The organism is Streptomyces graminilatus (assembly GCF_001418565.1).
In the GTDB taxonomy this organism is placed as follows: Bacteria; Actinomycetota; Actinomycetes; order Streptomycetales; family Streptomycetaceae; genus Streptomyces; species Streptomyces graminilatus.
On record NZ_LIQQ01000137.1, the window covers coordinates 1 to 14,542 of the forward strand.

General features: G+C 67.1%; 13 protein-coding genes. 6 read left to right on the top strand and 7 right to left on the bottom strand.

Features of this window, described 5'->3' with window-relative positions; all coding sequences use genetic code 11:
* Nucleotides 1–105: 105 nt before the first annotated feature.
* Complete coding sequence (locus AOK08_RS13275; RefSeq protein WP_055525730.1) at nucleotides 106–1,632, bottom strand: FAD-binding oxidoreductase; 1,527 nt, start codon at nucleotides 1,630–1,632, stop codon at nucleotides 106–108.
* Between the two features lie 416 nt (nucleotides 1,633–2,048).
* Between AOK08_RS13275 and pstS the strand changes: the two genes are divergently transcribed.
* The 4 genes from pstS (at nucleotide 2,049) to pstB (ending at nucleotide 6,206) form a co-directional block, all read left to right on the top strand.
* Nucleotides 2,049–3,176 carry a phosphate ABC transporter substrate-binding protein PstS gene (gene pstS / locus AOK08_RS13280; protein ID WP_055525731.1) on the top strand — a complete coding sequence of 376 codons (1,128 nt, stop codon included), beginning with the start codon at nucleotides 2,049–2,051 and terminating at the stop codon, nucleotides 3,174–3,176.
* A 122-nt stretch (nucleotides 3,177–3,298) separates the two neighbouring features.
* A complete protein-coding gene (pstC, locus tag AOK08_RS13285) occupies nucleotides 3,299–4,309 on the top strand; it encodes a phosphate ABC transporter permease subunit PstC (protein WP_055525732.1) in 1,011 nt (336 codons plus the stop codon).
* Nucleotides 4,306–5,358 (top strand): phosphate ABC transporter permease PstA, encoded by a 1,053-nt coding sequence (pstA, locus tag AOK08_RS13290; protein ID WP_055525733.1) that lies wholly within the window; start codon nucleotides 4,306–4,308, stop codon nucleotides 5,356–5,358. Before pstC ends, pstA begins: the two co-directional genes overlap by 4 nt.
* A 71-nt stretch (nucleotides 5,359–5,429) precedes the next feature.
* Nucleotides 5,430–6,206: a phosphate ABC transporter ATP-binding protein PstB gene (pstB, locus tag AOK08_RS13295; RefSeq protein ID WP_055525734.1), complete on the top strand. Its 777-nt coding sequence runs from the start codon at nucleotides 5,430–5,432 to the stop codon at nucleotides 6,204–6,206.
* Nucleotides 6,207–6,329: 123 nt separating this feature from the next.
* Here pstB and AOK08_RS13300 read toward each other — a convergent pair whose 3' ends face one another.
* From AOK08_RS13300 to AOK08_RS13310, 3 genes are all read right to left on the bottom strand, one after another.
* On the bottom strand, nucleotides 6,330–7,031 hold the full coding sequence (locus AOK08_RS13300) for an ABC transporter ATP-binding protein (RefSeq protein WP_241826936.1): 702 nt from the start codon (nucleotides 7,029–7,031) through the stop codon (nucleotides 6,330–6,332).
* A complete protein-coding gene (locus tag AOK08_RS13305) occupies nucleotides 7,028–9,184 on the bottom strand; it encodes a hypothetical protein (RefSeq protein WP_157876662.1) in 2,157 nt (718 codons plus the stop codon). Before AOK08_RS13305 ends, AOK08_RS13300 begins: the two co-directional genes overlap by 4 nt.
* A gap of 120 nt (nucleotides 9,185–9,304) precedes the next feature.
* Nucleotides 9,305–9,598 (bottom strand): lactococcin 972 family bacteriocin, encoded by a 294-nt coding sequence (locus AOK08_RS13310; RefSeq protein WP_055525736.1) that lies wholly within the window; start codon nucleotides 9,596–9,598, stop codon nucleotides 9,305–9,307.
* A gap of 499 nt (nucleotides 9,599–10,097) precedes the next feature.
* Here AOK08_RS13310 and AOK08_RS13315 point away from each other — a divergent pair, with 499 nt between their 5' ends.
* Entirely contained in the window at nucleotides 10,098–11,552 is a 1,455-nt protein-coding gene (locus AOK08_RS13315; protein WP_055525737.1) for a glycosyltransferase family 39 protein, read from the top strand.
* Nucleotides 11,553–11,710: 158 nt separating this feature from the next.
* Here the strand turns inward: AOK08_RS13315 and AOK08_RS13320 are convergent, their stop codons facing one another.
* A complete protein-coding gene (locus AOK08_RS13320; protein ID WP_055525738.1) occupies nucleotides 11,711–12,709 on the bottom strand; it encodes an inorganic phosphate transporter in 999 nt (332 codons plus the stop codon).
* Between the two features lie 7 nt (nucleotides 12,710–12,716).
* Nucleotides 12,717–13,337 (bottom strand): DUF47 domain-containing protein, encoded by a 621-nt coding sequence (locus AOK08_RS13325; RefSeq protein WP_055525739.1) that lies wholly within the window; start codon nucleotides 13,335–13,337, stop codon nucleotides 12,717–12,719.
* Between the two features lie 246 nt (nucleotides 13,338–13,583).
* On the opposite strand from AOK08_RS13325, the gene AOK08_RS13330 reads away from it, so the two are divergent.
* Complete coding sequence (locus tag AOK08_RS13330) at nucleotides 13,584–13,961, top strand: metal-sensitive transcriptional regulator (RefSeq protein ID WP_055525740.1); 378 nt, start codon at nucleotides 13,584–13,586, stop codon at nucleotides 13,959–13,961.
* Between the two features lie 44 nt (nucleotides 13,962–14,005).
* Here AOK08_RS13330 and AOK08_RS13335 read toward each other — a convergent pair whose 3' ends face one another.
* Nucleotides 14,006–14,194 (bottom strand): hypothetical protein, encoded by a 189-nt coding sequence (locus AOK08_RS13335; protein ID WP_055525741.1) that lies wholly within the window; start codon nucleotides 14,192–14,194, stop codon nucleotides 14,006–14,008.
* Nucleotides 14,195–14,542: the final 348 nt, after the last annotated feature.

The window sequence follows — 14,542 nt, forward strand, 5'->3', positions numbered from 1 at the left end:
GTGGGTGGGAAACTCCGCTTGGGTTGAACCGGCGCCATGCTCGAACGCCGGGTGGGCTGGATGCAGGTCGTGACCGGTGGGTGGGGTGGGAGACTCCGGTGCTCGTTACAGGGCCTGCGGGTACGTGAACATCCGGGTCGGGTCGTACTGGTGCTTCAGCTTGGTGAGGTGGGGGGCCGCTGCCCCGTAATACGCCTTGCGCCAGTCCCTCAGGGTCGGGTCCGTGTAGTTCTGGTACGCGGCGCCCGAGGCGTACGGGGACATGGCGTTGTGCGCCGCTGTGAGCCACGACTGCGCCGCGCTGCCCGTCGTACCCGGCCGCCACGCCGCTATGTACTGGGCCAGCATCCTGCTGCGCCGGTGCACGAACGCCGTCGCCGTCGGTGAGACCCGGTTCACCGCGCCCCCGAGTGCCGTGAACGCGATGGTGCCCGAGCCGCCCCGTACCGAGGAGATCTGGGCGAGGAGAGTCTGGATGCCCGCGGGGGACAGTGAGCGGTCGAAGAAGTCCGAGCGGGCCGCGTACGTCTCCCGGCCCAGCGCGCCCTGCGGGGAGCGGCCCGGGGTCTTGCCCGGGAGGTGGCACTGGGCGTCCGTCGCGAAGGACGAGCAGCCCGCGTACACCTCCATCGCCTCCTTGTAGGAGCGGCGGCGCAGGGAGACGGTGCTCGCCGGGGAACCGACCCTGTCCGCCAGGCGGTCCACCGCGTTCTGCAGCTCCGTGTACGTGCCCAGGGAGAACGCCGAGATCGAGATGGTCGGGGTGCCGCCCGCCGTGTTCGACAGGTGCAGGGCGGACCAGATCTCGTCCGGCTGGGTCGGGCCCCACTCCTGCCAGGCCTTCATCACCGCCGCCGCCTTCCGCCACGGCCAGGTGAGATAGCCCGCCACCGCCTGGGGGGCCGCGTGGGTGCGGAACTGGAGTTCCGTGACGACGCCGAAGTTGCCGTTGCCCGCGCCTCGCAGCGCCCAGAACAGGTCCTTGTTCTCCGTGGCGTTCGCCGTCAGTTCGCGGCCGTCCGCCGTGATCAGCGTGGCCTGGGTGAGGCTGTCGCAGGTCAGGCCGTACGCCCTCGACACCACACCGTGGCCGCCGCCCAGTGTCAGGCCCGACACCCCCACCGTGGGGCACGAGCCGGCCGGGATCGTGACGCCCTTCGAGGTCAGGGCGCGGTAGACGTCGATCAGTTTCGATCCGGCGCCGATCACCGCTGTGCCGCCGCCTGTGCGGATGTGGTTCAGCTTCGACACGTCCACGATCAGGCGGCCGTTGCCCGAGGACCAGCCCGCGTAGGAGTGGCCGCCGTTGCGGATCGCCACGGGGACGGAGTGGGAGCGGGCGTACGACAGCACCGTACGGATGTCGTCCGCGTGGGCGACGTACGCCACCGCGGCCGGCTTGAGGCCGTCGAAGCGGGTGTTGTAGAGCTGCCGGGCCGTCGCCCAGGAGCCGTCACCGGGGCGGATGAGCGGGCCGTCGAGGTCGCGCGCCAGGGCCGTCCAGTTGGCGGGGGTCGAGGCGTTCGTCGCGGAGAGGGGGGTCGCGCCGGCCCTCTTGGTGGCCGTGCACGCGACCGCCGTCAGCGTTGCCGCGGCGGCCACGCCGCCTCCGATGAACGTACGCCGTTCCATGGTGCTCCTCGGTGTCGCGGTTGCCGGGCTGCCAGATTGCTCCGTTTGAGCCAGCGTTGGCTGCCATGGAACGAGACGCGTTACATGGATCGTGGGTTCCCTCGGCGGGTGCGTTTGCGAGAGGAAGAGGAACGAGGTATTCCGGGCTTGTGCAGGAGGTGGCGGGCGGCCGGGGCCGATCCCCCGGTCGGGACATACACGTGCTCTCCCCGTAAGCATTCCGTGACCTCACCGCACCGACCACAGGGGTTCACCCTCCGTTTACCCGCGCCCGTGGGTGACGTCACCTGGTCTGCCTACTTTCGGCCTTACCGGTGCCGCGTGTGCCCTGCTGGGCGCCCGGTACCACCCATAACTTCACAACCACGCACGCCGCCGGATTTCAGGACGGCGGCTCCTGGAAGGAAACCCCCGAAGTGAAGCTTCAGCGCATGAACCGGCGGGCCCTCACCCTCGGTGCTCTCGCCGTCTCCGGCGCCCTGGCCCTCACGGCGTGCGGCTCGGACGACACCAGCACCGGCGCCAAGGCAAGCGGCGGCGCCTCCGCGCCGGCCGCCGGCTCCATCAAGTGTGACGACGCCAAGGGCCAGCTCCTGGCCGACGGCTCCTCCGCGCAGAAGAACGCGATCGACGCCTGGGTCCAGAACTTCACGGCCGCCTGCAAGGGCGTCCAGATCAACTACAAGGGCAGCGGCTCCGGCGCGGGCGTCACCGCCTTCACGCAGGGCACGGTCGCCTTCGCCGGTTCCGACTCGGCGCTCAAGCCCGACGCGGTCACCGAGTCCAAGAAGATCTGCACCGGTGGCCAGGCCATCGACCTCCCGGCCGTCGGCGGCGCCATCGCGCTCGCCTACAACCTCCCGGGCGTCAACGACCTCGTCCTGGACGCGCCCACCCTCGCGAAGATCTTCGACAGCAAGATCAGCAAGTGGGACGACCCGGCGATCAAGGCGCTGAACCCGAAGGCGAAGCTGCCGAGCACCAAGATCCAGGCCTTCCACCGCTCCGAGGAGTCCGGCACCACGGACAACCTCACCAAGTACTTCATCGCCGCCACCCCGGAGAACTGGAAGTACGAGGGCGGCAAGGCGTGGCAGGCGAAGGGCGGCCAGGGCGCCACCGGTTCCAGCGGCATCGCCGCGCAGGTCAAGCAGACCGAGGGTGCGATCGGCTACATGGAGCTGTCGTACGCCAAGGACCTGTCCACGGTGGCCGTCGCGACCGGTGCCGCCGCTCCGGTGAAGCCGTCCTCCGACTCCGCCACCAAGGCCATCGCGGCCGCCCAGGTGGTCGGCACCGGCAGCGACCTGACGCTGAAGCTGGACTACAAGACCAAGGCCGAGGGCGCGTACCCGATCACCCTGGTCACGTACGAGATCGCCTGCGACAAGGGCAACAAGGCGGACACCCTGCCCGCCACGAAGGCCTTCCTCCGCTACATCACCAGCGAAGAGGGCCAGGGAATCCTGAGCGGCATCGACTACGCGCCGATCCCCGCCGAAATCATCGCCAAGGTTCGCACCACCGTCGAGAGCCTGGCCTGATCTGAGCGTGCGGTCCGGTTCCGCCGGCCGGCTTCGGCCGCCGGCGGCCCCGGACCGCACCGTCCGGTGCACCGCCGCCAGGAGCCGCACCCGGGGTGCGGCCCCGCAGACCGGAGAACCCGATGGACATAACCACCAAGAACTCAGACGCAAACCCACCCGCAGCCCCCCAGCCGCCCACGGCGGAGGAGAAGCGCGCCGCCCGTGGCGCCACCCGCCTCGGTGACCGGGTCTTCCTCGGTCTCTCCCGTGGCTCGGGCATCCTCCTGCTGGTCGTCATGGCCGCGATCGCGATCTTCCTCACCTATCGCGCCGCCATCGCCATCAGCAAGGACGAGGGCAACTTCCTCACCACGTTCGAGTGGAACACCAACGCCACCCCGCCGGTGTTCGGCGTCGCGGTCCTGGCCTTCGGCACGGTGATCTCCTCGATCATCGCCATGGTCATCGCGGTCCCCGTCGCCGTCGCGATCGCGCTGTTCCTCACGCACTACGCCCCGCGCAAGCTCAGCGGCCCCATCGCGTACGTGATCGACCTGCTCGCCGCCGTGCCGTCCATCGTGTACGGCCTGTGGGGCGCCCTGATCCTCGTACCGAACATGAAGGGCCTGTTCGGCTGGCTGAACGACTACTTCGGCTGGACCGGCATCTTCTCCTGGCAGGAGGGCGCGCCCCGCTCGATGCTGACCGTGGGCATCCTGCTCGCGATCATGATCCTCCCCGTCATCACCAACGTCAGCCGTGAGGTTTTCCGGCAGACCCCGCGGATGAACGAGGAGGCCGCGCTGGCCCTCGGTGCCACCCGCTGGGAGGTCATCCGCATGGCGGTGCTGCCCTTCGGCCGCTCCGGTGTGATCTCCGCGTCGATGCTCGGCCTCGGCCGCGCGCTGGGCGAGACGATGGCCGTCGCCACCGTCCTCTCCCCGAGCTTCCTCATCCAGACCAGCCTGCTCGACCCGGGCGGCGGCACCTTCGCGCAGAACATCGCCGCCAAGTTCGGCGAGGCCACGGAGTACGGCCGTGACGCGCTCATCGCCTCCGGTCTGGTCCTGTTCGTCATCACGCTGGTGGTCAACGGCGCGGCCCGCGCGATCATCGCCCGCCGCGCCGAGTACTCGGGGGCCAACGCATGAGCACCGTCGTAGCCGAGAAGCCCACTGGCTCCATGCAGGGCGCCAGGCTCCCCAAGTGGTTCACCGTGGCGCTCGCCGCCGGGTCCGCCGCGCTCGGGATCGGCATCAGCTTCGCCGCCGGCCTGGACAGCAGCATCCAGTGGGCCCTGATCGCCGCGATCCTCTTCATCGTGGGTACGTACGTCATCGCCACGGTGGTCGAGGGCAAGCGTCAGGCCAAGGACCGCATCGCGACCTCGCTGGTCTGGGTCGCCTTCATGCTCGCCGTCGTGCCGCTGGTCTCCCTGGTGTGGACGACCGTCGTACGCGGTGTGAAGGTCCTCGACGTCTACTTCCTCACCCACTCGATGGGTGTCGTCGCCGACAGCGAGACGGGCGGTGGCATCTACCACGCCATCATCGGCAGCCTGGAGCAGGTCGGTCTGGCCACCTTGATGGGTGCCCCGATCGGCATTCTGACCGCCGTCTACCTGGTGGAGTACGGGCACGGCAAGCTGGCCAAGGCCGTCACGTTCTTCGTGGACGTCATGACGGGCATCCCGTCGATCGTCGCGGGCCTCTTCATCCTCAGCATCATGCTTCAGTTCCAGATGCAGCCGTTCGGCTTCGCCGGTTCGCTGGCCCTGGCCATCCTGATGATGCCGGTGGTCGTGCGTTCGACGGAGGAGATGCTGAAGCTCGTACCGAACGAGCTGCGCGAGGCGTCTCTCGCGCTCGGCATCCCGAAGTGGCGCACCATCCTGAAGGTGGTCCTGCCGACCGCCATCGGCGGTATCACCACCGGTGTGATGCTGGCGGTCGCCCGTATCGCGGGTGAGACGGCGCCGGTGCTGCTGCTGGTCTTCGGCAACCCCTTCATCAACAACAACCCCTTCGAGGGTGCGCAGGCCTCGCTGCCGCTGTACATCTATCAGCAGTACGCCGGTGGTACGGACGCGTCGTACGACCGCGCCTGGGCGGCGGCGCTGACGCTGATCGCCTTCGTGATGATCCTCAACCTCGGAGCTCGCGCGATCGCCCGCTGGAAGGCTCCGAAGACAGGTCGCTGACGCGGCCGTACGACAGCGACCTGGAGTCGGCCCGGTGGCCGGCCGTCCCCTCGAAAGAAGCAGTGATACCCATGTCGAAGCGAATCGACGTAAGCGGCCTCAGCGCCTACTACGGCTCCTTCCGTGCGATCGAGGACATCTCGATGACGGTCGAGCCGCGCACGGTGACGGCCTTCATCGGCCCGTCCGGCTGCGGCAAGTCCACCTTCCTGCGCACCCTGAACCGCATGCACGAGGTCACGCCCGGCGGGCGCGTCGAGGGCAAGGTCATGCTCGACGAAGAGAACCTGTACGGCACCGGGGTCGACCCGGTGGCGGTACGGCGTGAGGTCGGCATGGTCTTCCAGCGGCCCAACCCCTTCCCGACGATGTCGGTCTACGACAACGTGGCGGCGGGGCTGCGGCTGTCCGGCTCGTACAAGAAGTCCGAGCTGGGCGACATCGTGGAGAAGTCGCTGAAGGGCGCGAACCTCTGGAACGAGGTCAAGGACCGCCTGAACAAGCCCGGTTCGGGTCTGTCGGGTGGCCAGCAGCAGCGTCTGTGCATCGCGCGGGCCATCGCCGTGGAGCCCAAGGTGCTGCTGATGGACGAGCCCTGCTCGGCCCTCGACCCGATCTCCACGCTCGCGATCGAGGACCTGATCGGTGAGCTGAAGGAACGGTTCACGATCGTCATCGTGACGCACAACATGCAGCAGGCGGCGCGTGTCTCGGACAAGACGGCGTTCTTCAACCTCGCGGCGGTCGGCCAGCCCGGCAAGCTGATCGAGATCGACGACACGGAGCGCATCTTCTCCAACCCGTCCGTCCAGGCAACGGAGGACTACATCTCGGGCCGCTTCGGCTGAGCCGACGCAGTCCTGTCGTTAGACCCCTCGCGGTGCTGCATGGCGGTGCCACCGCGAGGTCGAATAGGGCCCGCCCCTGGAGTTCGCTCCGGGGGCGGGCCCGTTTGTGTGCCGTACGCCGTCCTACGGGGTGCCCACGAGGGAGGAATCGCGTACGGCGAACACGGTGTCGCACCGGGTCCGGACACTGTCGTCATGAGTGGCGATCACCACGGCGCATCCGGCTTCGCTCATCTCGCGTAGGATGTCGACGACCATGGTGGTGTTGACGTCGTCGAGAGCGCCGGTCGGCTCGTCCGCGAGTACCAGGGCAGGCCGCTGGACCATGAGGCGCGCCAGGGCCACGCGCTGCTGTTCCCCGCCGCTGAGATGGTGGATCCTCTCTTTGCCACGCTTCGCCAGACCGACCCGGTCGAGTGCCTCGGAGATGGCCGTGCTTTCCTTGCCCCGCAACGACCGCCGCGGCTTTGCGGCTACTTCCAGGTTCTCGTCGACGGTCGCGTTCTCGATCAGGGCATAGTGCTGAAACAGATAGCCCAGAGTGTCGCGGCGGAATCGGCGGACATCGCGTGGGCCGAATCGGGTTATGTCTTTCCCTTCGTGGCGGATCGACCCGGTACTCGGCTTGTCGAGAAGCCCGAGACAGTTGAGGAGGGTCGACTTTCCCGATCCGCTCGGACCGACAAGGGCGAGCATCTCGCCGCGGTTGACGGTGAGATTGACGTTGCGCCACAGGGTTCGTTTGCCGAAGGTCTTCGACAGGTTCTCGATATCGATCACAACGTACTCCGGCTGGGTGGAGGATTTTGCGCTGGAAATGTTCATGCCTCGGTCGCTCCTTCTCGCATGATGCGGCGATGGAAGAACGCGAGAGCCAGGAGAACTGCTCCCAACTCGAAAACGACAAGGAAAGTGATTACACCGATATCCAGCGAGGTGATGTGAACGGGCTCGAACGGCGCAGGCGCACCGGCGTCGGTGAACTTCTTCAGTTCCTGATTCTGCTGCCACGCCTCGAAAGGAACCCGGGTGGCGAAGATGATGGCAATGGCCACCTCCACGGCGAGTATGAATCGATGAGTGGCGGTGTATCGCCAGCCGCTGATCTGCTGCGCGAATATGCTTTGTGCGTTCTTTCGAGAGTAGATGATGCAGACGCCCACCCCTGCGATGAGGAGCACTATCACGGAAATGACGAGGTTGAAGATCTGCAGTCGGAGTTTGTTGGCCGCGTCCCTGAGGTCCAGAGCGGTTTTCTGTCCGACGGGACTCACGGAATTCACATAGTTCTGCAACTTTTCCGACTTGATGCCCTTGAGCGCGTCATCGGGGTCGAGGAAGACCACACCGGCCTGAGTGGCGAATGTGGTGTAGGCGTCGTCCGTGAGGAAACGTGACCCGTTGGGGACGACGACAAGGACCGGGTCCCGTACCAGGGACCTGTCCTCGTCCGGACTGTGGGCCGCGTTGTAGACGTAGGCGCCGGTGTTGTAGCCGAAGAGGCGTTGTCCGGTCCTGCTCGTGAGTGTTTCGAGCGGCAGGTCGCGGCTCAGATCTGGGTCGAGTATCCGGGCGGCGGCTTCGGTGACGGCCGGTGCGTGCGCGGCGAGGGATTCGGGAACGATGACCCGTACCGAGCCCGGTGCCCGGCCGCTTGGAGGTGCGGCGGTGTAACGCCGTCCCGTCGGGTCGAGAACCGGCTGCTTCCTGAGATAGGTGTCGTTGACGACGAGGATCTCACCGGTCGGCAGCCGTGCGCCGGGGGCGGAGATCTGAAGATCCCGGCGCCCGGCGACGACGACCTTGCCCAACTTGTCTGCCTGGCGCAGCCAGGGGCCCACGTGTGCGTTCAGTTGGTCCATGTGCATGGCGAAGGCACCGTTGAGGCGGATGGTCACGGCGTCGCCCACGGTGGCGTAGACATCGCGGTTCTCCTGGCGGGTCAGTACGTCCCGGCCGGCGAGGGTGACGTTCGTGGCGATGCCGAGCGCGAGCAGCAGCGCGGGGATGCGCACCAGGTAGACGCTGAGGGATGCCGCCCGGGAGGGCAGTTCGCCCTTCAGAGCGCGCAGCACGTCGACCTTGAAGGTCAGCCCGAGCACAGCCGCGTGGGTGGCGAGCACCAGCGCGACCAGCAGACCGGCGATCACCGCGGCCACCGAAGCGAACAGCCCCAGCCAGGCCAGGCCGTTGTAGTAGCCGAGGAACGCAAGTGTCGCCACCGCCACCGTGCCGAGCGCCGCGGGCCAGAACACCGCCAGCTGCCGTAGATCGCGGAGGAGGATGCCGGTGAAGGACAGGCCCTGCAACCGCAGGACTCCGTATGCCTTCGCGCTGAGCAGCACGCTCGCGCCGGTCATCGTCAGTGCCGCGAGGGCGAGCACGCCGAGGGCCCGGTAGAGGGGGTCGTCCGTGTACTTGGCGGTCAGTTCGGCGTACGACAGAGGGTGTGTGACGTCCACGGTCAGGCCGAGGGCCTGGAACCGGGCGATCAGGGCATCGGTGGCCGCCTGGGATCCGAACACGTAGTAGAGACCCCGGGGATCCTGCTGACCGATCTCGGAGATCGGGTGCACACGTGTTTCGTAGTTCCCACTGAAGGCCGGATAGCTTTTCCGGTCCAGCCAATCCGCCGTCAGGGAGCCGGGGCTGCCAGGCGTCACGTACAGATGTCGAATCCCGTCGGGATTCTTCAGGTCGGACACCTCACGTGCCACTCCGGCTCCGCGCGCGGCCGAGAACGACTCGACAGCCTTGACGACCTGTGTACCGCTCGCCGAATCGGTGGAGTCGATCACATCGATGAGAGCCGAATTTCCCAGGATTCCGCTGTCGTCCAGCCCTCGTACGAAGAGAAAGGCCAGGACCACGGAGAAGGCCAGGATGGCGGCGTGGACGAATCTTATGCCTCGATGCAGCATCGGATACCTAAATTGAGGACGCTCGCAGAGCGCGCGCGTCCGGGTCGTTCGAGCCATGAGAAAAAAGCTGTGGGGGCGAGACGAACTCGCCCCCACAGCTGATGTTGCCGATCTGGGTCAGGCAGGCCGGAGCGGCGCCACTCGGACGTGCCTAAACCCGAGGTTCGACCGAGAGAATTAGCAGCTCGGGTCGTAGTAGTACCTGATCGTGCCGCCGTTCTTCGTTCCCGAAGCCAGCGACCAGCTTCCCGCGGAGGTGCAGCCGCTGCCGAAGAGCACGGAACCGATCTTCACAGAGGAGGCGTGCCTGTTCGACGGGTGCTTGAAGTTCGACCACGCAGTGTTGGCGCCCTCGTCATAGCTCCACCTGCCACCGCTGACATCGACAGTGGTGGCAAGCGCCGGCGTGGCCGCGGCCATGATGAGAGCGGCCGTTGCTACGGCTGCCTTGACCCCGTTTTTCTTGTTCATAGTGTTTCCCCCTTTTGACCAGGTTTCTTGACTTGGACAGATCAGATCTTGACGCGGACGACAGTTGCCGCGCAACCGCGAATTCATGTGACCTAATTAACTGTGTGATGCGAGTGGGTTCGGGGGACGTCGCGCGGAAGCAGTGGATTGACCTGTTGCCCTCGCGAAAGGTTGAGCGTGAATCAGCCAATGCTGATGGCGTAATTCGGTCGGGCGGGATGGGTTGAAAACGGGATGCGTGCGGTCATTTGGGTACGACTGCGAATAAGGGCAGGACAAGCTGAGGGCGGGATGGCATCCTTGGCTGCTGCGGCTTTCAGCGAATCCGTACAGGGGGGCTACGGTGCATACGTTTGATGGTCAGTGAAGTGTCATTCACTTCTCTCTGGCACTTCGCCCTGTCCGACAGTCGCTCCGGAAGCCCTCTTCAATGTCCCTTGACCGAATGCTTCGTTCGCTGCCCCGCTATCAGGGGGCCGGCACAGAGTCCAAGGAATCTATGGCGGACCCCCGCCGGCGCCATGCCGCTGTCTGGCTCGTCCCGATGCTGTGGACTGTCACCTTCGGTCTGTGGGGGCTGTCGAGGCAGGGCAGTGTGTGGCGGGACGAGGCCGCGACCTGGCAGGTGGCCGAACGTTCCACGCCCGAGATCTGGCGCATGCTGGACAACGTCGACGTCGTGCACGGCTGCTACTACCTGCTGATGCACGGCCTGTTCGAGTGGTTCGGGCCCAGTACCACCACTCTGCGGCTGCCCTCGGTGCTGGCCATGGCGGTGGCGGCGGCCTGTGTGGCGGTCGTCGGTCACCGGCTGGGCGGTAAATGGGTGGGGCTGGCGGGCGGGATGGCTTTCGGGCTGCTTCCGGCCGTGCAGTTCTACCTTCAGGAGGGCAGGCCGTACGCCCTGGTCGCGGCCGGGGCCGGGATCTCCACCCTGCTCCTCGTGAGCGTCCTCCAGGGGCGCGACAGGACGGCGCACTGGCACTGGGTCGCCTACGGCTGCACCGTCCTGCTGTGCGCGCTGCTGAACTGGCTCTCGCTGATGATCCTGCCGGCGCACCTGGTGACCCTGCTGTGGACCAGGGCGGGGCGCGGAGTACGGGCACGCTGGACGGTGGCCGCCGCGCTCGCCACGGCCGGCGCGCTGCCTCTGATCCTCTTCAGCCGGGGGCAGTCCGACCAGGTGTCCTGGATCCCGCCGCTGACGTGGCACATGCTGATCGGCCCGGCGGTGCTGCTGCTGATCGGTGGCGTCGGCGCCCGGCTGGACCGGCCCCGGGCGGGCCAACTGTCGGTGGCGGCTGTCGGACTGCCGCTCCTGGCGGTGCCGCACATCTGCCTCGCCGGTCTCTCCCTGATCCAGCCGCTGTTCCTGGACCGCTACGTCCTCTTCAGCCTGCTGGGGCTGGCACTGCTCATCGGTACGATCGTCGGCTCGGCGGTACAGGCGGCGAGCCCCCGGTTCCCCCGGGCGTCGAACTGGATCCTCCCCGTGGTGATCACCGTGGCGATGGCGGCACTGCTGCCGCAGTCACTGGCCAAGCGGTCCCCGGCGAGCCGGGTGGACGACGTCGTGGCGGCGGCGTCGGACGTACGGCGGCTGAAGGAGCCCGGCAGCGCGGTGCTCTTCATCCCGGCGGCGCGACGGGACACCAAGCTGGTCACCCCGGGCGCCTTCACCGGCCTGCGGGACATCGCTCTCGCCGAGAGCCCGGTGAAGTCCGGAACACTGAAGGGCGTGGAGTCGAGTTCGGCCCGCATCCGCGCCGCGATGCTCACCCAGCGGCGGATCCTGCTGGTGACGGACGCGGCGCGGGTGGCGCGACCGGTGTCGGCCAAGCGGGACAGGACGAAGATGTCCGTCCTGACGAAGTACTTCACGGTGGCGGCGGACGACGAGATCGGTGGGCGCCGGATCACGGTGTACGAGCGCCAGCCGACAGACACTCCCTAAGTCCGGGCCGGTGCTTCTCCGGTCACGGTGGTTGGCGTGCCTTCGGACGCGGACGGCATTTCCCCAGCCTCGGCCGGCGCCTCTTCAGCGCGGGCCCGCATTTCCAGCCCGCCCGGCGCAGTGGACGGTCACACCACCACCGGGATCACCGCGCCCCCTTACAGGAACGCCAAGTACACAACCCAATAGCCGGCCGCGGCCACCAGCGCCGCCGCCGGCATCGTGATGAACCAGCCCATGACGATGTTCTTGGCTATTCCCCAGCGCACCGCCTTCACGCGCTTCGTCGCGCCCACGCCCATGATCGCCGAGGTGATGACGTGGGTCGTGGAGACCGGGGCCTTGAAGATGTAGGCCGTGGCGAACATGATCGACGCGCCCGTGGTTTCCGCGGCGAAGCCCTGGGGCGGGTCCAGTTCGATGATTTTGCGGCCCAGGGTGCGCATGATGCGCCAGCCGCCCGCGTATGTGCCCAGGGACAGTGTCACCGCGCAGGCGATCTTGACCCAGACCGGGATCGGGTCGCCGAAGTTCTGGACGTCCGCGATGACCAGGGCCATCACCACGATGCCCATCGTCTTCTGGGCGTCCTGGAGGCCGTGGCCCAGGGCCATCCCCGCCGCCGAGACGGTTTGCGCGATGCGGAAGCCGCGTTTCGTCTTCGAGGGGTTCGCGCGGCGGAACATCCACAGGATCGCCGTCATCACCAGGTAGCCGACCAGGAGGCCGACGACGGGGGAGACGAACATCGGGATGACGACCTTGTCCAGGACGCCGGACCAGTAGACCTTCGTACCGCCCGCCAAAGCCGCCCCCACCATGCCGCCGAACAGCGCGTGCGAGGAAGAGGAGGGGAGGCCGAAGTACCAGGTGATCAGGTTCCAGGTGATCGCGCCCACCAGCGCCGCGAACAGGATCGCCATGCCCGAGGAGCCCTGGGGTGTCTCGATCAGGCCCTCGCTGACCGTCTTCGCGACGCCGCTGCCCAGGAACGCGCCGAGCATGTTCATCGCCGAGGCCATCGCCAGTGCCGCACGGGGTGTCAGTGCACGCGTGGAGACGGATGTGGCGATGGCGTTGGCGGAGTCGTGGAAGCCGTTCGTGTACGTGAATCCGAGCGCGACCGCGATGGTCACGACCAGGGCGAAGGTGTCCATGAAGGGGTCAGGACTCCTTGACGGCGATGGTCTCCACCGTGTTCGCCACGTGCTCGAAGGCGTCCGCCGCCTCCTCCAGCACGTCCACGATCTGCTTGAGCTTCAGCACCTCGATCGCGTCGTACTTGCCGTTGAACAGGTGGGCGAGGAGCTTGCGGTGGATCTGGTCCGCCTGGTTCTCCAGCCGGTTGACCTCGATCCAGTACTCCGTGAGGTTCTCCATCGTGCGGAGGTTCGGCATCGCCTCAGCCGTCAGCTCCGCCGCCCGCGCCAGGACCTCGATCTGCTGCTCGACGCCCTTGGGGAGCTCCTCCACGTTGTAGAGGACGACCAGGTCGACGGCCTCCTCCATGAAGTCCATGATGTCGTCGAGCAGCGAGGCGAGGTTGTAGATGTCCTCGCGGTCGAACGGGGTGATGAACGAGGAGTTCAACTGGTGGAAGATTGCGTGTGTGGCGTCGTCACCGGCGTGTTCCGCGGCCCGCATACGCTCTGCGATCTCGGCCCGGCCCGAGGCGTCCGCCCCTAGCAGTTCCATGAGGAGTCGCGAGCCCGTGACGATGTTGTCCGCGGACGCGGCGAACATGTCGTAGAAGCTCGTCTCCCTTGGGGTCAGACGAAATCGCACGTGAGGTCCTCGGAGTCCTTCGGTTCGGTCAGGCTGATGCTAGGCGCAACATCCGGCCACGGCTAATGGGTCGCCCCCCAGTGTCGCCCATCGGCCGGAGCGGACCGCAGGGTGGTCTGTACCGGCCCTCCATCGGCCATCCATCGATCCTCTACCGGCCCTCTACCCGGGAAAGTTGGTTACGATATACCCGGCAGGGGTATATCGACACTTTTGTGTCCGATGTTTGTTCTACGGGAGGACGCGATGACGACCACCGAGGCCGGCGCGGAGACGCCCGACGTGATGACCGGTGCCGTGAGCGAAGCGGGGGCCGGTGTGGTGACCGACCATGACCGTGGTGTGCACGGGTATCACCATCAGAAGGACGAGCATCTGAAGCGGCTGCGCCGGATCGAGGGGCAGATTCGAGGGCTTCAGCGCATGGTCGACGAGGACGTCTACTGCATCGACATACTCACCCAGGTCTCGGCGTCCACCAAGGCCTTGCAGTCCTTCGCGCTCCAGCTCCTGGAGGAGCACCTGCGGCACTGCGTCGCGGACGCGGCCCTCAAGGGCGGTGCGGAGATCGACGCGAAGGTGGAGGAGGCGACCAAGGCGATCGGTCGTCTGCTGCGTACCTGAGTCGTCCCGGGCCGCCCGCACGACCCCGTGGCGGACGTCGGTTTTCAGCCACCCGGTGTGAGCTGGCGGCCCTCGCGTTCCTCCGCCACCCGCAGCACCTCGTCGATGCTCTCCAGGCTGAGCCGCTCCTCGCCGGCCGCCGAGGCCGCGATGATCAACTCTCCGCACAGCTCGATCTCGGCGAGGGCCACGTGGTCCTGAACTGCCGTACCGCCGGCCGGAGCCACGTGCATCACCTCTTCTCTGCCGTCACCGCTTCCTGGAGTCCACTTCCTAGAGTAGGGAGCGGGCCACACACCGCGCATGGCACGGACGGGCTAGTCCTCGCGCTACGGCGGACGCAGCCGGGCCGTGACGGGTTGAGCCCCCCGCCCCGTTCTCCGGGTTCTTCCTTCGCCTTTTCGTCGTCTTCCCGGTTTTCTGTTCGTCAGTCCCGCCTGTGGCGCGCGCCGTTCACCGTGCACCGTTCAGCGCTCACTGCTCCGCGATCCGGCCCGCGTAGATGTCCGTCGGCCTCGGCAGCCGTACGAGCACGGGGGTGCCGAAGTCGAACAGCAGCGTCGTCGACGCGACCGCCACCG